Source organism: Nocardia pseudovaccinii, assembly GCF_050942345.1.
GTDB classification, from domain to species: Bacteria; Actinomycetota; Actinomycetes; order Mycobacteriales; family Mycobacteriaceae; genus Nocardia; species Nocardia pseudovaccinii.
In genome coordinates, this window is record NZ_CP192074.1 from 898,123 (window position 1) to 916,193 (window position 18,071).

20 protein-coding genes and 4 tRNA genes are annotated in these 18,071 nt (G+C 65.5%); 14 read left to right on the forward strand and 10 right to left on the reverse strand.

All coding sequences use genetic code 11. The features are described from left to right. The first annotated feature begins 137 nt into the window (after window positions 1-137). The 9 genes from ACQPZ2_RS04055 (at window position 138) to ACQPZ2_RS04095 (ending at window position 5,792) form a co-directional block, all read left to right on the forward strand. Window positions 138-1,118 carry a hypothetical protein gene (locus tag ACQPZ2_RS04055; RefSeq protein ID WP_433524352.1) on the forward strand — a complete coding sequence of 327 codons (981 nt, stop codon included), beginning with the start codon at window positions 138-140 and terminating at the stop codon, window positions 1,116-1,118. Further along, entirely contained in the window at window positions 1,103-2,146 is a 1,044-nt protein-coding gene (locus tag ACQPZ2_RS04060) for a hypothetical protein (protein ID WP_433524353.1), read from the forward strand. The genes ACQPZ2_RS04055 and ACQPZ2_RS04060 overlap by 16 nt, the downstream gene beginning before the upstream one ends. Window positions 2,147-2,158: 12 nt before the next feature. After that, window positions 2,159-2,644: a hypothetical protein gene (locus ACQPZ2_RS04065; protein WP_433524354.1), complete on the forward strand. Its 486-nt coding sequence runs from the start codon at window positions 2,159-2,161 to the stop codon at window positions 2,642-2,644. A gap of 8 nt (window positions 2,645-2,652) precedes the next feature. After that, window positions 2,653-4,374: an asparagine synthetase B family protein gene (locus ACQPZ2_RS04070; RefSeq protein ID WP_433524355.1), complete on the forward strand. Its 1,722-nt coding sequence runs from the start codon at window positions 2,653-2,655 to the stop codon at window positions 4,372-4,374. Window positions 4,375-4,458: 84 nt separating this feature from the next. Further along, entirely contained in the window at window positions 4,459-5,190 is a 732-nt protein-coding gene (locus ACQPZ2_RS04075; RefSeq protein WP_433524356.1) for a hypothetical protein, read from the forward strand. Between the two features lie 278 nt (window positions 5,191-5,468). Beyond that, window positions 5,469-5,544, forward strand: a tRNA-Glu gene (locus tag ACQPZ2_RS04080). 18 nt (window positions 5,545-5,562) lie between these two features. Then, window positions 5,563-5,635: transfer RNA gene (locus tag ACQPZ2_RS04085), tRNA-Phe, on the forward strand. Window positions 5,636-5,639: 4 nt separating this feature from the next. Then, window positions 5,640-5,712 (forward strand) — tRNA-Asp (locus ACQPZ2_RS04090). A 4-nt stretch (window positions 5,713-5,716) separates the two neighbouring features. Continuing rightward, window positions 5,717-5,792, forward strand: a tRNA-Lys gene (locus ACQPZ2_RS04095). 197 nt (window positions 5,793-5,989) lie between these two features. Here the strand turns inward: ACQPZ2_RS04095 and ACQPZ2_RS04100 are convergent. Continuing rightward, a complete protein-coding gene (locus tag ACQPZ2_RS04100; protein WP_433524357.1) occupies window positions 5,990-6,559 on the reverse strand; it encodes a TetR/AcrR family transcriptional regulator in 570 nt (189 codons plus the stop codon). 127 nt (window positions 6,560-6,686) lie between these two features. Between ACQPZ2_RS04100 and ACQPZ2_RS04105 the strand changes: the two genes are divergently transcribed. Further along, entirely contained in the window at window positions 6,687-8,195 is a 1,509-nt protein-coding gene (locus tag ACQPZ2_RS04105) for an MFS transporter (RefSeq protein ID WP_433524358.1), read from the forward strand. 41 nt (window positions 8,196-8,236) lie between these two features. Here the strand turns inward: ACQPZ2_RS04105 and hsaB are convergent, their stop codons facing one another. The 4 genes from hsaB to hsaA form a co-directional block, all read right to left on the reverse strand. Then, complete coding sequence (hsaB, locus tag ACQPZ2_RS04110) at window positions 8,237-8,812, reverse strand: 3-hydroxy-9,10-secoandrosta-1,3,5(10)-triene-9,17-dione monooxygenase reductase subunit (protein WP_397056443.1); 576 nt, start codon at window positions 8,810-8,812, stop codon at window positions 8,237-8,239. Between the two features lie 169 nt (window positions 8,813-8,981). After that, on the reverse strand, window positions 8,982-9,887 hold the full coding sequence (hsaC, locus tag ACQPZ2_RS04115; protein WP_387294519.1) for an iron-dependent extradiol dioxygenase HsaC: 906 nt from the start codon (window positions 9,885-9,887) through the stop codon (window positions 8,982-8,984). Continuing rightward, window positions 9,887-10,765: a 4,5:9,10-diseco-3-hydroxy-5,9,17-trioxoandrosta-1(10),2-diene-4-oate hydrolase gene (gene hsaD, locus ACQPZ2_RS04120; RefSeq protein WP_387294520.1), complete on the reverse strand. Its 879-nt coding sequence runs from the start codon at window positions 10,763-10,765 to the stop codon at window positions 9,887-9,889. The genes hsaC and hsaD overlap by 1 nt, the downstream gene beginning before the upstream one ends. A gap of 2 nt (window positions 10,766-10,767) precedes the next feature. After that, window positions 10,768-11,931, reverse strand: a complete 1,164-nt coding sequence (gene hsaA, locus ACQPZ2_RS04125; RefSeq protein WP_433524359.1) for a 3-hydroxy-9,10-secoandrosta-1,3,5(10)-triene-9,17-dione monooxygenase oxygenase subunit — start codon at window positions 11,929-11,931, stop codon at window positions 10,768-10,770. A 198-nt stretch (window positions 11,932-12,129) separates the two neighbouring features. Here hsaA and ACQPZ2_RS04130 point away from each other — a divergent pair, with 198 nt between their 5' ends. Then, window positions 12,130-13,368 (forward strand): Rieske 2Fe-2S domain-containing protein, encoded by a 1,239-nt coding sequence (locus ACQPZ2_RS04130; protein WP_433524360.1) that lies wholly within the window; start codon window positions 12,130-12,132, stop codon window positions 13,366-13,368. Beyond that, the gene (locus tag ACQPZ2_RS04135; protein ID WP_433524361.1) at window positions 13,368-13,697 is read left to right on the forward strand and encodes a hypothetical protein; all 330 of its coding nucleotides are present in this window, start codon (window positions 13,368-13,370) and stop codon (window positions 13,695-13,697) included. Before ACQPZ2_RS04130 ends, ACQPZ2_RS04135 begins: the two co-directional genes overlap by 1 nt. Here ACQPZ2_RS04135 and ACQPZ2_RS04140 read toward each other — a convergent pair whose 3' ends face one another. The 5 genes from ACQPZ2_RS04140 to ACQPZ2_RS04160 form a co-directional block, all read right to left on the reverse strand. Next, window positions 13,698-14,108 carry a cupin domain-containing protein gene (locus ACQPZ2_RS04140; RefSeq protein WP_433524362.1) on the reverse strand — a complete coding sequence of 137 codons (411 nt, stop codon included), beginning with the start codon at window positions 14,106-14,108 and terminating at the stop codon, window positions 13,698-13,700. It abuts the gene before it with no gap. A 7-nt stretch (window positions 14,109-14,115) separates the two neighbouring features. Beyond that, window positions 14,116-14,484 carry a PIN domain nuclease gene (locus ACQPZ2_RS04145; RefSeq protein WP_433527320.1) on the reverse strand — a complete coding sequence of 123 codons (369 nt, stop codon included), beginning with the start codon at window positions 14,482-14,484 and terminating at the stop codon, window positions 14,116-14,118. Window positions 14,485-14,538: 54 nt separating this feature from the next. Beyond that, a complete protein-coding gene (locus ACQPZ2_RS04150; RefSeq protein ID WP_433524363.1) occupies window positions 14,539-14,754 on the reverse strand; it encodes a type II toxin-antitoxin system VapB family antitoxin in 216 nt (71 codons plus the stop codon). 71 nt (window positions 14,755-14,825) lie between these two features. After that, on the reverse strand, window positions 14,826-15,398 hold the full coding sequence (locus ACQPZ2_RS04155) for a methylated-DNA--[protein]-cysteine S-methyltransferase (protein WP_433524364.1): 573 nt from the start codon (window positions 15,396-15,398) through the stop codon (window positions 14,826-14,828). 52 nt (window positions 15,399-15,450) lie between these two features. Continuing rightward, entirely contained in the window at window positions 15,451-15,765 is a 315-nt protein-coding gene (locus ACQPZ2_RS04160; protein WP_433524365.1) for a hypothetical protein, read from the reverse strand. A gap of 62 nt (window positions 15,766-15,827) precedes the next feature. On the opposite strand from ACQPZ2_RS04160, the gene ACQPZ2_RS04165 reads away from it, so the two are divergent. Both ACQPZ2_RS04165 and ACQPZ2_RS04170 read left to right on the forward strand, forming a co-directional pair. Further along, window positions 15,828-17,330, forward strand: coding sequence for a PLP-dependent aminotransferase family protein (locus ACQPZ2_RS04165; RefSeq protein ID WP_433524366.1), 1,503 nt, complete (start codon window positions 15,828-15,830; stop codon window positions 17,328-17,330). Between the two features lie 23 nt (window positions 17,331-17,353). After that, window positions 17,354-18,055: an NUDIX hydrolase gene (locus ACQPZ2_RS04170; protein ID WP_433524367.1), complete on the forward strand. Its 702-nt coding sequence runs from the start codon at window positions 17,354-17,356 to the stop codon at window positions 18,053-18,055. Window positions 18,056-18,071 lie beyond the last annotated feature (16 nt).

Genomic DNA, 18,071 nt, shown 5'->3' on the forward strand with positions numbered 1-18,071 from the left:
AGGCCGCGACCGGTTCGGTCGCGGCCTTTTCGCGGTTACGGCGAGCGACAGGTGAACATTCGAATTCGGGGGTCGCGGACGGGCGGGGGCATCGGCGATCATGAATTGTGATCTGTCCGCATTGCAATGCGAACCTGTTGCGCAAGGAGCGCGGCGGTCGGCGCTGTTCGACGTGTAAGCGGGAATTCGCGCTCGAACCGAAGGAAAGTCCGCTCGGGCTGCACGATATCCGGATGCGCAAGCTCGCCGAGCGGCTCGGTGACGGGCGCGGACTGCGGTACACGCTGGTGCAGCTCTGGTATGCGGCCGGACGCAAGAAGGTTCCGGATGTGGCGCGCGTGTTCAAGCGGGTGCGTATCGGAGTCGGGGTGGCCATCGTCGTGGTCGCCTTTTTCCTGATGGTGAGCGGCGCGGCGCCGCCGGGTGTGGTGTTCCCGCTCGGCGCGCTGGTATTTGCGCTGGCCATCGTCGGAATCGGCGTGGCGCGGCCGTGGTTCCTGAGCCGGGCCACAGTGCGAATGCCGGTGTCGTACGACATCTTCCGCCGGGATGTCGTCGGTCGGTGGACGCCGATTTACGGTGGCCCGCCGCCCGGCTCGGTCGACGAGGGGTTGGTGCGGCCACCGGCCGTGGACCGGCCTCGATTCGCGGTGTTGTGCCCGGATCGCAGCGTGCTCGCCTGCCTTGCCGCAAACAATGTGTCGCAGACCTGGGCGATGGCGTTGACGGACCGCATCGATCAGCTGCCGCCGGATGTGCCGGTGATCGTGCTGCACGATGCGAGCCTGCCCGGCATCGCGCTTGCCGGGAAGGCTCGCGTCGCGCTCGGGAACCGGGCCGTGGTGGTCGGCCTGTCACCGCGTGCGGTACTGGCCAATGCGTCGGCGCTGCGGCTGCGGGAGCCGCAGCCGCAGGACACCGCATTTCTGCATGGTGAGCCGCTGTCGGCGGCGGAGATCGAATGGCTCGCCGAGGGGTGGTGGTCGCCGATCGCCGCTATTCCGCCCGCGAAGCTGCTCATGGTGCTGGAACAGGCGGTCGAGCGGATCGAGGATGCGGCCGATCCGGATCGCCGGGCCGCCCGCGAGGTAGGTTTCCTCACGTGGCCGACCCGGTGAAGCAGCACGTGCTCGATCGGCTGCTCCGCATCGCGGCCGACCGCGCCGCCGCCCCGAGCGTCATCCGATTCACCGAGCGTCAGCTCTATTACGAGCTCTGCCGCGTATTTACGCCGACGCATCGAGCGCCACGCCGGTTCGCCTTCACAGTCCCCGCACCTCTGAGCTACGCCACCTTCCGCACCGCTCTCGACCGTCAAGAGTTCCCGGGCCTACTGACACCGACGCCACCCCGAACCACCCGCGCCGGACTCCACACCCCCGAACCCGACCTCTTCGACTACGGCCTGCCCCGTCTACTCGTCTGCGAGTCCGACGCGATAGCACAAATGCTGCGCGCCAACGGATTACCCATGGAATCCGCCTGCCCGGTCCTCAGCGCGTCCGAACTCCCCCTCGACCCCGGCATCGCCGAAATGCTCGCCCGAGTCGACGGCACCATCTACCTCCTGCACGACGCAAGCCCCAACGGCCTCACCTTCCCGGCCCGGCTGGCAGACCTGACCGAGATTCCGGAAGGCGTACGAGTAGTCCCGCTGGGCCTGCGCCCCCGTCAAGCAGGCACCTTGCACCTGACCCACCTTCGCGGCGCGATGTCGAGTGCCGTTGCCGCGCAGATCGATCCGCGGGAGCGCGAAGCGTTGCACCGCTCGGAGTCGAGTGCTCAGATCGCGTCCGTGGATTCGCTGGATCGTGCAGAGTTGCACGATCCTGAGTCGAGTGCTGAAACGGCGCAGGTCCGATCGAGCGAGCGCCAAGTTCTGCGCCCCGACTCGGCCTCGAGTGCGTGGGCGACGCACGTGGATTCGTGTGCGCGCGACGTCCAGCGCGCTCAGGCAGCGCAGTTGGACGCATGGGAACGCGCATGGCTACGCCGCGGCCGGTTCGTCGAGGTCGAAGCGGTGCGCCCGGCATCGCTTCTGCGCACCGTGCACCGCCTCGTCCGCGAGGTTCGCCCACCCCGCACCGGCCTGCCCGAACTGCGCCGCGCCCGAACGACGGGCTTTCTGACTTGGCCCGCCGCATGAAAGGGAAGTGCTGTGCCGGAGCATCGGCAGATTACGTATACCGATGAGTTGCTTGCTGACGGGTCCGTGCATCGGCGGTATGCCGATGGGCGTCAGGAGTGGCGGACGCGTGGTGCGCAGGGGGTGGTCTCCTGGCGCGATGATCGGGGTAACTCGGGGACCGATGAGGGGCTCGGGCCGAAGATCGTGAAGCGTACGCACCGCAACGGATCCGTGGTTTATGGCAGGGAGGCGGGGTTCGGGCGGACGCTCTGGGGTGACGGCGCGTTGACCGTCAATCGGTCCTCGTTCGGTGGTCGGCTCGGCGGCATCCTGGCCGCGGTGGCGGGCGGTGCGCTGCTCGGCGCGCTGGTCATGCCGCCGAGTGCGATGAGTGCCGAGGAAGAGGAGGAGTTGCGCCGCCAGGCGGCCGCGCAGTCGTCCGGTTCCAGCGACGGGGGCGGCGATTACGGCGGTTGGGATGACGACGGCGGGGACGACGGCGGCGATTTCGGCTGAGGGAAAAGATGTCTCGTTGGTGTGCATTCCTGACGCCGGACGATCCGGCCGAGCAGGTGCGGGCGGTCGGCGGCGATCCGGTGTCGGTGACCGGTCGTTATGCGCTGGGGTTACTCGATGGTCCGGGCATTGCGTCATATCCCTGCACTGTTGGTGAGCTGACGGCCGTAGGTGAGGTCACGCTGTTCAACGCGGCACAGCTGCGCGCCCGACTCGGCACGGACGCACCGCCGGACTGCGCCGACGCTGAACTGCTGTTGCACTGCTACGCCCGTCTAGGACTCGACGGAATCGCCGCCGCCGATGGCATGTTCGCACTCGCCATCGCCGACGGCGACGACCTGGTGTTGATCCGCGATCACGTCGGCACCCGCACGCTATTCCACGCACGCGCGGGCAAAGGCTGGGCCGCATCCACATCGCTACGCGCATTGCACCGATGGCCCAGCCTGCGGACCGGTCTGCATCTGCCCGCGGTTCGCTCCTTCCTCACCTTCGCCTACCTGCCGGGAACCGAGACGCTGCTGCGTGGCATCCACGAGGTCCTGCCGGGACGCTGTGTCCGGCTGCACGGCGACGGCTCGATGACCGAGGAAACCTACTGGGAGCCAGTGGAAGTCGAGGACAACCGATCGGCCGCCGACCACGCACTCGAACTCCGCGAACTACTCGAGGACGCGGTCGCCCGACGACTGCCCGCGGGCGAGCCGGTCGGGGTGCTGCTCTCCGGCGGCATCGACAGCAGTCTCGTCACCGCTCTCGCCGCCAAACTGCACGATCAGCGTGTGCGCTCGTATTCCATCAGCTTCGGCGGGACCACGCCGAACGAACTCGCGTACTCCGGACTCGTTGCCACACATTGCAATACCGAACATCGAGTGCTCACCGTGCCAGGTGAAACGGTCGCGTCGCGATTGGCGGAGACTGTGTCGCTACTCGACTGCCCGGTCGGCGACCCACTTACCGTACCCAACCTGATGCTTGCGGAAGCCGTTGCCGCGGATGGCATTCGGGTCGTGCTCAACGGCGAGGGCGGCGATCCGGTCTTCGGCGGTCCGAAGAACCTGCCGATGCTGATCTTCGAACTATCTCGCGACGACCCGTCTCCGGACGCGAGAGCGCTGGCCTATCTGGACAGCTACCGCAAGTGCTACAGCGACCTGCCGGTGCTACTCAGCCCCGACGTCCTGACCGCACTGGCAGAGGCGCCGCCACTGACCGACCTGCTCTCGCCCTACCTGCGCCAGGGCCGGATGACCAGCCTGCTGAACCAACTGCTGCACACCAACCTGCGCACCAAAGGCGCGCATCACATCCTCACCAAGGTCGAACGACTCACCGCCGCGAGCGGTTCGGAGGGTCGTGCACCGTTGTTCGACCGCGCGGTCATCGACCACGCCTTCCGCGTCCCTGGCCGGTTCAAGCTGGCCGGTACCAGCGAAAAGTGGATTCTCAAACAGGCTGTGCGCGATCTACTTCCGGCGACCATCGTGGACCGCCCGAAGAGCGGTATGCGAGTTCCGGTGCAGCAGTGGCTCTCCGGGCCGCTGCGCGATCTCGGACACGACCTGCTGCTCGGCTCGTCCGCACGCGCGCGCGGCCTGTTCCGTGCGGACACCATCCGCTCGTGGCTGCGCGGTGATGGCGCACTGCTGCCGAGGCAAGGCGGCAAATTGTGGCTGGTGCTGTCGTTGGAACTGTGGTTGCGGTCCTTCGAAGTCGGGCCGTGAGCGAGCGTCATGCAGGCGCAGCCGTGCGCGAGCATCAGCGAGGCGCAGCCGTGAGTCGCATTCGTAGGTTGAGGTAGGAGCCGCATGTCCGATCCCCGAATCAAACACCACGCGGACGATGAGAACGAGATCCACGACCTTGCCGAATTCGTCGACGCGGGACGCAATGTCGTCACGCCCGTCGCGCAATTCCCCGCGGAGGTCGCCGCGGTCGTCGTACAGGCCTTCGCCCAGATCGTCCGGAATGCGAAGGCGAGCCGCGCCGCGACCGTCCCCGACGCGGATGGCATCATCCGCTCGCAGACCTTCGAAGAGGGCGACGTCTACATGATCGAGTCGCCCTTCGACGGCTTCTTCGCCGACCGCTACATCATGGATTTCTACAATGCCGCGGAACGCGGCATCTGCTCGCGCATGCATCTGCACACCGGCCTGCGTTTCGTCCGCATGATGACCGGTCCGGACACCCACATCCGGGTGAGCAGCCTCTCGCCGTTCCGCGTAACCGACGTCGAAGGAGTTACGCCCTTCGCGCCCGACCAATTCGAGGACGATCTACCCGATACCCCGCCCGGTCTGCACCGCACCAGATACAACCTGATCGTCCCGCCCTGCTCCTTCGTCGATATGCAGATCCCCCGCGGCGTGAGCCATCAGTTCAATGCCATCGGTCCCCACGCCGTCATCGACTCGGTCCATCCGGAAGAGTCCATCGAGGTCTTCCGCGAACAGATGTCCGGCTTCAAGATGATGGCCCAAACCGTCTTCCTCGCAGAGGAATTGCCGGATGCCGCCACCTGCACGTCGCTCACCTAGCGGACTCCGCGACCAATTCCGGCAGGAGTGGCCGATTTAATTCGGTTGCGATCGTGCGGTGCCGTGCTTATGTTTGGGTACACCGATGTTGAAGGGAAGGACCCGGCAATGACCACCAAGGCGAAATTCGATGAGCGTGCGCGCTTGTTCGATGCTGCCTTGGAAAGTGCTCTGTCCCAGGGTCTTTCGTTCGATGAGCCGGGTGGTCCATGACATAGATCTCTTGTGTCACAGGGCTGCACCAGGCAAATGCCGGGGAGCGGCCCTTCTGCTTTTTCGGCGCAGTTGCTCTGTTGGTATGGGCAACCTGACTTTCATTCAGGGACCACGTCGGTTCGATTCCGATCTGCGTCACAACATTTTTCGTTCCACGGTTTCTCAGCTCAGTTGGCAGAGCACTCGGTTGAAGCCCGAGGTGTCGAAGGTTCGAATCCTTCAGAAACCACGATGGCCTCGTGCTCTGTTGGTCGAGCACTCTGATTGTCGATCAGAACGACGCGGGTTCGATTCCCGTCGAGGTCGCGATGCGCCTGTAGCTCAGTTGGTAGAGCTGCGGACTTTTAATCCGAGGGTCGTAGGTTCGAGCCCTACCGGGCGCACCACCGGGAAAGTCGACCAGACGGGTGTCTGGGATCGCTTGCTAAGCGAATCGAGGCCTGAAAACCTTGGGGATCGTGCCCTCGTCTTTCCGCGCACATGCGCCCGGAAAGTCATGCGGACCGGCGTCCGTCACCGTCTTGAAAACGGCTGGTCCCATGCGAATGGGATGGGGATCGACACCTCGGCCTTCCACCACGCGCTACTTCGGCGGGCGCATACCGTCCAGCGTCACATCGAGCATGCGACCGGCGGCCTCGGGAACCGTTTCGCAGGCGACCCCGATGCCGTGGCCGAACCTGAGCAGATCGCGCGGCTCGATATCGTGACGGATATCACCGGAATCCTGTGCGGCTCGCAGCAGCGCGGCCGCGGCATCCGTGATCAACGTTCGACACAGGGTGAAGGTCGGTGAGCCCTTGTCCATCCCGGCCTTCATCGTGGTCGCGAGGCTGCGATTGTCCATCACCCACTGCACCTGTTCACGCAGCCATGTCTCGAAAGCCGCAGCAGCCGAATGGGTTTCGAGCAGCTCGTGAGCACGGGCGCTCAATTGTTCGATGCTGGAACGGTATACGGTTTCGACCAGCACCTCGCGGCTGGGAAAGTGCCGGTAGAGCGTGCCGATGCCGACCCCGGCGCGGCGGGCGATCTCTTCCAGCGGGGCGTCGGGACCTTGCTCGGCGAATGCCTCCTGAGCGGATGTGATGATCCGCTCGTAGTTGCGCCGGGCGTCCGCGCGCATCGGCCGTCCTGTCGACGGTGCTGCCATGTTCCCTCCACTGGAAAACGGAAGGACCCTCCAGATAGGCTTGCGTAACTGGAGGAACCCTCCATATGATAGCTCTATCGGAAGCGGAGGCTCCCTCCGTTTGAGTCCCATTCGATGGAGCGTTCTTTTGTCCACCACCATGTCCGCGGACACCCGTGTGCCCGCAATCTCCAGTGCCGGTCGGCTTCGGTCCGGCATTGTGCTGGTCACGCTGCTGACCTGCCAATTGATGATCATCCTCGACATCACCGTGATGAATGTGGCGCTGCCGCGCATCCGCACCGACCTGCACTTCAGCGCGACCAACCTGTCCTGGGTGATGAACGCCTACACCCTGGTCTTCGGCGGTCTACTGCTGCTCGGCGGCCGTGCCGGTGATCTGTTCGGCCGTCGCAACCTGTTCATCGCCGGTACGGCACTGTTCACCCTGGCCTCGCTGGCGGGCGGGCTGGCGCCATCGGCCACCTGGCTGCTCGTCGCCCGTGTTGTGCAGGGCATCGGCGGGGCCATGGCCGGTCCGAGCACCCTGGCGCTGCTGACCACCACATTCAGTGAACCCAAGGCCCGGATGCGGGTGCTCGCGTTGTTTTCCGGCATGTCCAGTGCGGGCTTCGCGATCGGTCTGATCGTCGGGGGCCTGCTGACCGAATGGCTGACCTGGCGTTCCGCGCTGTTCATCAATGTGCCCTTCGGACTGGCCGTTGTAGTGCTGGCGCTGCGTTATCTCCCGGATGCTGGGTTGGATTTGCGGCGCTCGCGGGTCTCTCCGTGGTCACGCTCCGCCGCCGCCTCCGAGCCCGTCGCTCCCGCCGCAGGGCGTCAGCCCGCCCGCCTCGACCTGCCCGGTGCGGTCACCGCGACCGGCGGCGTCGCCGCCTTGGTCTACGGCTTCATCAGCGCCGCATCACACGGCTGGAGCGATGCGGGCACCGATATCTGGCTGGCTGTCGGCGCGGCCTTGATCATCGCCTTCCTGACCATCGAGGCGCGCACGGCCCAGCCCCTGCTGCCGCTGCGACTGTTCGTCGATCGCAATCGCGCCGCGGCCTACGCCAATATGTTCCTCGGCCCGATGGCCGGTATGTCGATGTTCTTCTTCCTCACCCAGTACCTGCAGGAAGTGCGCGGATTGAGCGCGCTGGCAACGGGTTTCGCCTTCATGCCGACCGCGCTGATGATGTTCACCATGATCCGGCTGATCCCGCGGCTGCTGCCGCGCTTCGGTCCGAAACCGGTGACGGTAATCGGCACGCTGCTGATGGCGGCCGGTTTGGTGCTGCTGACCCGGCTGACGGTCGACACCGACTACTTCCCGATGCTGTTCATCGCAATGATCCTGATGGGAAGCGGTATCGGCCTCGCCTTTTCACCGCTCAATGTGATCATCATGTCGAGCGTTGCGCCGACCGAAGCCGGTGCCGCGGGCGGCGCGCTGCAGACCCTGCAGCAGACCGGCGCCTCCCTCGGCCTCGCCATTCTGGTCACCGTCTTCGGCACCGCCGCCCGTGATGCCGGAGGTTCGGCACACCACGCCCTGGTCAGCGGCATCACGACCGCCTTCGCCGGTGCCGTGGTCATCGCCGCGCTGACCTTCGCCGTCGCCCTCACCTTCCGCAGCACGCGTACTGCGGAGTGAAATATGGCCCCGCCCGGGTGATTCCGGGCGGGGCCATATTTTCAGAGCCAGGTGTCCAGCGTTGTCGTTGTGAGGAAATGCTCCAGGTCGTGCCGCCAGGGAGCCGGGACGGTCTTATCCGGTTCGATGGCGGTGTACTGGCCGCGGTAGAACAACAGCGGCCTGCCGGAGCTGGTCGACTCCGACAGGGCCAGCACCCGGCCGATCACGATGTAGTGATCGCCGCCGTCGACGACGCTGTCCACCTTGCACTGGATGGTGGCCAATGCGTCGTCCAGGAGCGGGAGCTCCAGTTCCGAGGTGTGCCACTTGGTTTCGGCGAACTTATCGGGTTCGCGGGAACCGAAGCGGGCACACAGTTGCTGCTGTTCCTCAGCGAGGACGTTCACACAGAAGCCTCCCGACTGTTCGATCGCCGCCCAGGACCGGGAGGTCTTGGTCGGGCAGAACAGCACGAGGGGTGGGTCGAGTGACAGGGCGGCAAAGGATTGGCAGGCGAACCCGATCGGGGCCGCATCGGCATCGAAGGTGGTGATCACCGTGATGCCGGTGCAGAACTGCCCCAATACATTTCGGAACTGTCGCCCGTCGATCGCCGGATATTCGTCGGTCGTCATGGTCTCCCCGCTCGCCCTGTCGAGCATTACTTCGCCTCGCTGGCGCTCGGCTCCACAATGCGATGCAGCTGTGTTGTTTGGTTCACTCGCCGACGCTCGCTCACGCCTCCGCTTCGCTCCGGCGCGAGCGAGAGCTCGGCTGTGTTGGATTGTTCGCTCGCAAGCTCGCTCACGGCTGCCGCTGTCCAACCGTGAAGTCGTGACCCCACAGGCTGACCGCGGTGGATTCCCGTGCGATCCAGTCGGCGTCGTCGACTTCCAGACCTTCACAACCGAATTCGACGTCGAAGCCGCCCGGTGTCTTCATATAGAACGACAGCATCTTGTCGTTGACGTGCCGGCCCAGCGTCGCCGACATCTTCACCTTCTTGCGCAGTGCGCGATCCAGGCAGAGCCCGACATCGTCGGAGCCCTCCACCTCGAGCATCAGGTGCACGATGCCGCTCGGGGTCGGCATGGGCAGGAAGGCCAGCGAGTGGTGGCGCGGGTTGCAGCCGAAGAAGCGCAGCCAGGCCGGTTCGCCGTCGGCGGGCCGCCCGACCATCTGCGGTGGCAGCCGCATCGAGTCGCGCAGCCGGAAGCCGAGCACATCGCGGTAGAAGGTCAGCGCGGCGGCGTCGTCCTTGGTGCTGAGCACCACATGGCCGAGTCCCTGTTCGCCCGTGACGAATCGGTGTCCGTACGGGCTGACCACGCGCCGGTGTTCCAGTGCCGCACCGTGAAACGCCTCGAGGGTATTGCCCGAGGGATCCTCGAACGAGATCAGCTCGTAGACCCGGCGATCGGCCTTCTCCTGTGCGGTGCCCTCCTTGAACGGCACCCCGGCCGCATCCAGCCGGTCCCGAATATCCTGCAGTTCAGCGGCATTGGCCGTCTCCCAGCCGGAGACCTGGAGCTGATCCTTCTCGCCCGGCGAGATGACGAGCCGAGCCGGGAAGTCGTCCATGCGCAGATAGAGCGCCTCGGGATTGCTGCCCTTGCCCTCGACCATGCCGAGCACCTTGAGCCCGTATTCGCGCCAGGCCGCCATATCGGTGGCCTCGATGCGCAGATACGCCAGTGATCGAATGCCCATCACTTCTCCTTCACACCGGCAAGGAAATCCGTTGCCAGCCGGTTGAATTCGTCGAACTTCTCCAGCTGGGCCCAGTGCCCGCAACCACCGAAAACGTGCAGCTGCACCCGTGGGATCATCTTCGTCGCGACCAGCGCGCCGTCGAGTGGATTCACCCGATCTTCCCGGCCCCAGATGAGCAGCACCGGCTGGCGCAGCTTATAGGCGTCGCGCCAGATCATGCCCTGCTCGAAATCGGCTCCGGCGAAGGACTTTCCCATCGCCCTGGTCGCGGCCAGCGCCTCGGGCGTGCTGGCCGAGGCGAAGCGCTCATCGATCAGCTCGTCGGTGATCAGCGACTGATCGAAGACCATGATCCGCAGGAATGCCTCCAGGTTTTCCCTGGTCGGCTCGTAATTGAACTTCGCGAGGTTCTTCACGCCCTCGGTCGGATCCGGTGCGAACAGGTTGACGCTCAACCCGCCCGGACCCATCAGCACCAGCTTGCCCGCCCGATCCGGATAGTCCAGCGCGAAGCGCACCGCGGTACCGCCGCCGAGCGAATTGCCCAGCAGGTGTACACGGCCGGTGATCTCCAGCGCGTCGAGCAGATCCTTCAGCGCCGAGGCGCTGTGCGCGAAGTACTGCGGATGCTCGGTCGGCTTGTCCGAGAGCCCGAATCCCGGCTGATCCACCGCGAGCACGTGGAACTCGCGTGCCAGCACCGGGATATTGCGGGCGAAGTTCGACCACGAGGAGGCGCCGGGCCCGCCGCCGTGCAGCAGCACGATCGTCGGGCCGTTGCCGACTCCGGCCTCGTGATAGTGCAGGCGCAGATCGGGCCGCGCCTGCGCGTATCGCGAGGTCGATTCGAAGGTGAGTTCGGTTGTCGCCGTCACGGCTAGACCATGCCGTCGGTAACCGGAAGCCCGAATTCGTGCGTGCCGTACATGACATAGGCGCGTTCGGGATCATTGGCGGCGTGCACCCGCCCGGCGTGCGCGTCGCGCCAGAAGCGTTGCAGCGGAGTGCCGTTCGCGAGTGCGGTGGCGCCGGAGGCTTCGAAGAGCTTATCGATGGAGGCGATCGCCCTGCCGGTCGCGCGTACCTGGTCGCGGCGTGCTCGCACCCGCAGGTCGAACGGAATCTCCTTGCCCGCCACCAGCAGTGCGTATTCGTCGGCGACATTGCCGGACAGCTGACGCCAGGCCGCATCGATATCGCTGGAGGCCTCGGCGACCCGCACCTTGGTGAACGGATCTTCCTTGGCCTTCTCACCGGCGTAGGCCGCGCGCACCCGCTTGCCCTGATGTTCGACATGGGCGGCATACGCGCCGTATGCCATACCGACGATCGGCGCGGAGATGGTCGTGGGATGGATTGTGCCCCACGGCATCTTGTACACCGGATCGGTGTTCTGTTCCAGGCCGGGGGACTTCAGCTCGCTCATCGCCCGGAAGCTGAGGAACCGATGCTTCGGCACGAAAACATCCTCCACCACAACGGTATTGGAGCCGGTGCCACGCAGGCCGACCACATTCCACACGTCATCGATGCGGTAGTCGGTGCGCGGGATAAGGAAGCTGCCGAAGTCGACCGGCTTGCCGTCCTTGATCACCGGACCGCCGAGCACCGCCCAGGTGGCGTGATCCGAGCCCGAGGACCAGGCCCACGCGCCCTTGACGATGTAGCCGCCGTCGACAACCGTGCCCGCGCCCATCGGGGCGTACGACGAGGAGATCCGGACCTCGTTGTCCTCGCCCCACACATCTTCCTGCGCTTGCTGGTCGAACAATGCGAGGTGCCAGTTGTGCACGCCGACGATGCCCGCCACCCAGCCGGTGGAGCCGCATGCGCTGGCGAGCTTGCGAACGGTGTCGTAGAACACGACCGGATCGGCCGCGTGGCCGCCCCACTGCTTGGGCTGCAGCAGGTGGAAGAAGCCGGTCTCCTGCAGTGCCTTCATCGATTCGTCGGGGATGCGCCGCAGGTCCTCGGCTTCCTGTGCGCGCTCGCGCAGCGTCGGCAACAGTGCTTCGACCCGTTCGGTCACTTCTTGCGTCATCGCGGGACCTGCTCCTGCCTGGTCGGATTGGTAACCGGTACTCATTTGCCTCTGAGACTAGAACAGGTTCTTATTTCTGTCGAGAACGGGTGACCATAAGGGGCATTCGTCACCGATTCGCAGGTGGTCGACGGAATCGCTGGCGTGGAACGCGACATTTTTGTAACGTGTTCTAGTACAGAAGGAGGAGGAATCGCGATGGCAGTTACCCCACTGGGGAGCGGTGCGAAGGGAAGGGGGACGGCAGGAGGCGCAGCCGACGGGGTGGGTAAGGTCCGCGAGCTCGATGTGGGCTCCGTGCCCACCCGATACGCGCGGGGATGGCATTGCCTCGGGTTGGCGAAGTCGTTCCGCGACGGCAAGCCGCACGCGGTCGAGGTGTTCGGAACCAAGCTCGTCGTCTGGGTCGACAGCAATGACGAACTCCGGGTGCTGGACGCCTACTGCAGGCATATGGGTGGCGACCTGAGCATGGGCGAGGTCAAGGACGGCGACATCGCCTGCCCGTTCCACGACTGGCGCTGGTCGGGCACCAGTGGCAAATGCAGCGCGATTCCCTACGCGCGGCGCGTGCCGCCGCTGGCGCGGACCCGTAAATGGACCACGCTCGAGCGCAATGGACAGCTTTTCGTCTGGCACGACCACGAGGGCAGCCCGCCGCCGCCGGAGATCACCATTCCGCACATCGTCGGGCCCTATACCGACGCGGATGGCAACCCGAGCGAAGAACTCGACAGCGGGTGGACCGAATGGACCTGGAACTCCCTGCTGATCGAGGGCGCGAACTGCCGCGAGATCATCGACAACGTGGTGGATATGGCCCACTTCTTCTATATCCACTTCGCCTTCCCGACGTACTTCAAGAATGTCTTCGAGGGGCATATCGCCACTCAGTTCCTGGAGACCAAGGGTCGTCCCGATATCGGCATGGCCTCCAAGTATGGCGGCGACACCCTGCTGAAGTCGGAGGCGTCGTACTTCGGGCCCTCCTACATGATCAATCCGCTGGTCAATATTTACAGCGGATACGAGGTCAAGAGCGTCCTGATCAACTGTCACTACCCGGTGACGCAGGATTCGTTCGTGCTGCAGTGGGGTGTCTCGCTGGAGAAGCCGAAGGGCGTCGACGGCGAGATGGCCGATAAGTTGGCCGCGAAGATGACCGAGGGCATCAGCGTCGGGTTCCTGCAGGATGTCGAGATCTGGAAGCACAAGTCCAAGGTCGAGAATCCGCTGCTCTGCGAGGAGGACGGCCCCGTCTACCAGCTGCGCCGGTGGTACGACCAGTTCTATGTGGATCTGGCCGAGGTGACCGACAAGATGACCCAGCGCTTCGAATTCGAGGTGGATACCACCAAGGCGAATGAAGCGTGGGAGGCCGAGGTCGCCGAGAACCTGCGGCGCAAGCGGGAAACGGAAGCGGAAGCAGGCGTCTGATGGCGGCAACCTGGGCGAAAGCACCCGACTTCGCCGACCAACCGGCGCGGCGGGCCGCGGTGCAGGCCCAGACCGTCGTCGACAAGCAGCGCTATCTGGAGGAGGGGCTGACGCCGCTGCGGTGTCAGTCGTGCCAGAGCGAGGTGCTGGTGCGCAAGAGTTCGTCGCACCAGACCTCGGTGCAGTGGACCGAGAATCCGGCCGCGCGCTGCCCGGTCTTCGCCAGGCTCAGCGCGCAGGGGCACGGGCCGGGACGTCCGGAAACCTGTGCGCAACTGGAGAAGACGATCAAATGGGCCGTCGACGAGGGTGTGCTGGAAATCGACTGATCAGTCGAGGGTGAAGTCGGCGAAGTCGAATCCCGGCGCAACGACGCAGCTGACCAGCACGTATTCATCGCCAGTCGGCCGCGCGGCCTGACTGACCCCGCCGGGCACCACGGCCTGCAGTACCTGACCGTGCTCGACATCGGGCCCGAGGACAACCTCCTCGCCCCCGATGTCGAGCACCAGCGCCCCGCCCCGATGCCACAACCACACCTCATCCGACCGCACCGTGTGCGGCGCCGACCGCTCACCAGGCATCAGCAAGAAATAGATGGCGGTTCCACTGGCTCGCGACCCCGGGTACCCCTCGGGCGTGAATTCCACCGCACTACGCCAGGTTTGCCGATACCACCCGCCCTCCGGATGCGGCTCCAAATCCAGTGCGACAGCCAGCGCCGGTCGGTCATCACTCATGCCCAGACTATGCCCGATCGACGGTTTTCTGGGAGCCCAGCCACTGATGCGGCTGACCGGTCACCGCGGCGATGCAGTCGAAGTCGTGATCGCGATGCAGCAAAGTCAGCCCGCGCAACTCGGCAGTGGCCGCGAGGACGAGATCGACCGGGCCCGCGCTGCGATGCCGTCCCCGCTCGGTGAGCTCGGCTTGAACCTCCCAGGCGCGGGCGTAGGCCCGATCATCGACGGGTTCCCAGCCGAACAGCACCCGCATGTCGCCGACGGTCTGTTCCCGATCGGCCATGGAACGCGCATAGTAGAAGAACTCGAGCTCGACGATCGGGCAAACAGCGATCAGCCCCGCCGCTGCCGCACGTTGCGAAGGCGCCCGGATCCTGTTTCATGATCGGCACCAATGCGCTGGTGTCGATCAAGAACTGGGCCGCGCTCACCGCCGGTAGTTCCGCTTGTCCTCGAGCAGACCCATATCGAAGGCGCCGTCGGCGGCGGCATCCTGCAGTCGTATCAGGGCAAGTATCCGTCGCCGGTTCTCCAGCACTTCACGGAGCGCCGAATTCACCGTGTCCTTTTTTGTGCTGGTACCCAGCGTTTTCGAGACGTCGGCAAGCAGTTGATCATCGACATCGATCACAGTCCGAGCCATGCGCAACCCCTTGATATCTAGTCGTATATCAAGGATATCGGCGCAGATATACGCGGTCGAGGCGATTCTGGTCAGAAGAGAGTGGGTTCACCGAAGCCGGGGGTGCGTTCGATTTCCAGGAGGCGTTGTTTGGTGGTGATGCCGCCGGGGGCGGAGAAGCCGGTGAGGGCGTGGTCGGCGGCCAGGACTCGGTGGCAGGGGATGATCAGAGGGATCGGGTTGCGGCCGAGGGCCTGTCCGACGGCCTGGGCCGCGCCTGGTGCGCCGATACGGTCGGCGACCTGGCCATAGCTGAGGGTGTGGCCGGGGTCGATGGCGCGGGTGACTTCGTAGACGGTGCGGTGGAATTCCGGAATTCCATTGGTGCTCACGGGAATCCAGCGCAGATCGTCGAGTTTCCCGGCGAGGTGGGCCTGGATGCGGGCGATGGCTTCGGCGATCGGGCCGGTGGGTTTCGCCTCCGGAATTTCCTCGGTGTCCGGAATTCGGCTGCTGCGGCGCATGATCCGGGTCCGCGTCGCGGCGGGGCTCGCCTCGGGCAGTCCGAATCGGAATACGTGGTCGTCGGTCCAGGCGATCGCGCAGGTGCCGATCGCGGTTTCGAACAGCGCCGACCCGGTGACCGGGCGAGCGGAAGCACTCATACGGTCAGTGTGCACGCCCGGTCCGACATCTTCGATCAGACCAGTCCAGTTCTCAAAAACTGGCCTGGATACCACCGACGGTCGGCTTCACCGCCCCGCAACTCGGGTTCGAGATCCGGCGCTGCGCGGTCCGCTCGGGATGTGTGAGGGCCGGAGCGTCCGGATCCGGCACATCGTTGCGGCCGTAGATCGCGGTGAGATCCGCGTATTGACGCTGGTTTTCGTAGTAGGAAGGCGACCAGTCGGTCAGCGGGCCCGGCGCGTGGAACCGTTCGAGGCGGAAAACCTCGCTCGGGCGCCGCGGGGCGAATCGGTGGACGAGATAGGCGAAGGCGGCGATGACGAGGAGGGTGGCGAGGGCGGTCATAGAAGCAAGGGTGCGCGCACTGGCCTTGTCATTGAATATCCACTTCGCTAATACTGGACTTTATGTCGACGAGAGTTATCGGTGCCGCCAGCCTTGCCCGCGATCTGGGGAGTTGGCGCAGTGCGGACGAGAACGGCGAACCGGGGGAGCGCCGGTCGACGCGCCCGGCCTATCTGGCTCTCGCCGAAGGCATCCGCCTGCTCATCCACGATGGTCGCGCACCGCTCGGCGTCGCACTGCCCAGTGAGCGCGACCTCGCCACCACGCTCGGCGTCAGTCGCACGACCATCACCTCCACCTACAGCCTGCTGCGCGAACGCGGCTACCTGATCAGCCGTCAGGGTTCGCGCAGTACCGTCGCCCTCCCGCGCGACGTGCAGCACGACGGCACCAAACCGGCCCGCAGCATCCTGGCGATGATGGCGCAACCGGAACTGCCGACCATCGATATGACCTACGCCGCGATGGCCGCGCCCCTGGAGATGCAGGAGGCGTACTCCGTTGCACTGCAAGGTCTTCCGGCCTATCTCGGCACGCATGGTATGGATCCGGTCGGTGTGCTCGCGCTGCGCGAGGCACTGGCCCGCCGCTACACCGAACGCGGCCTGCCCACCGAACCGGACCAGATCCTGGTCACCCTGGGTGCCCAGCACGGTCTGCGCCTGCTGCTCAATGTGCTCACCGCACCCGCGGCCCGGGTGCTGATCGACCACCCGACCTATCCGAATGCCATCGAGGCGATCCGCGATGTCGGCGCCCGCCCGGTGCCGGTGCCGCTGCGTCCCGAAACCCCGGAATCCGGCTGGGATCTCGACGGAATCCGCAGTGCCGCAAGGCAAACCGCGGCCACCCTGGCCTACCTGGTGCCGGATTTCAACAACCCGACCGGCCTGCTGCTCGACGCCGACGGCCGCGCCGAACTGACCGCCATCGCCCGTGAGACCCGGATGACCGTGGTGATCGACGAGTCGATGGTGGACCTGAGCCTGACCGACCGGACCGCGCCGCCGCCGGTCGCGGCCTTCGCCAAGGGCAGCGAGATCATCACCATCGGCTCGGCCTCGAAATCCTTCTGGGGTGGTCTGCGCGTCGGCTGGATCCGCACCAACCAGTCACTGATCACCAAACTGCTCGGCATCCGCTCCACCGTCGACCTCGGCACGCCCGTCATGGATCAGTTGGCCACCATCCACCTGCTGGAGAATGCGGGCACCATCCTCACCCGCCGTCGCGATCAACTCCGCGCCCAGCGTGCGGCCCTGCTCGCCACGCTCGGCGAGGAGTTGCCGGACTGGCGCACGATCGTCGGCGACGGCGGCATGTCGGTCTGGGCGCAGCTACCGGCTCCGGTCTCGACGGCACTGGCCGCCACCGCCCCCAACCACGGTGTATTGCTCGCCGCCGGACCGAGATTCGGTGTTCAGGGCGCCTTCGAACGCTTCATCCGCCTGCCCTTCACCCACCCCGAACCCGAACTCCGTTTGGCGGTGAAGTCCATCGCCACCGCATACGAAGCCCTCACCCCCCGCGCCGCCGACCCCCTCCAACCGCTCACCTGCTACTGATCGGGTAGTGCAATATCGAGGGTATGGATCTCATTTCGGGACCGCGTGTCCCCGATAGTGTTGACGGCTTCCGTGAGTTGGCGAGCGCGCGGTTGGGCGGATTTCCGCATACGGAGGTTGCCGACGCACCGGGTCTTCGCCGCGCGGCGGTGTTGTTGTGCGTGGTGGCGGTAGACGGTCCGCCGTCGGTGATGGTCATCAGACGCGCGTATCGCGGGCGCAATGCCGGGCAATGGGCGCTGCCGGGTGGGCGGGTCGACGACGGGGAAACCGTTGAGCAGGCGGCAATACGTGAATTGCACGAGGAACTCGGACTGACCGCGAGCCCGGCCGACCTGCTCGGCAGGCTCGACGACTTTCCCGCCGCATCGGGTTTCGTCATCACGCCGATCGTGGCGGCTCTCGCCGACGCGTCCGAGTTGCGGCCAAGTCCGGACGAGGTCCACTCGGTCCATCAAGTGGATCTCGCCCGGCTGGCCGCCGACGATGTCCCGCATTGGGTGCATCCGAACGAGGCGGTGCGACAACAGGATCTGCGGCCCGATGCCCCTTCCGTGCCCTACGACGGCCCCGGTCTCCTGCAGATGCGCCTCGCCGAGAACATGACCATCCACGCACCGACCGGTGCCATGCTCTGGCAGTTCCGCGAAGTCATACTGCTCGGCCGAGACCCCGACGCCGCACGGATCGCGCATTTCGCCCAGCCGGAATGGACGCGGAACTAGCTCAGAAGGCCGTAGT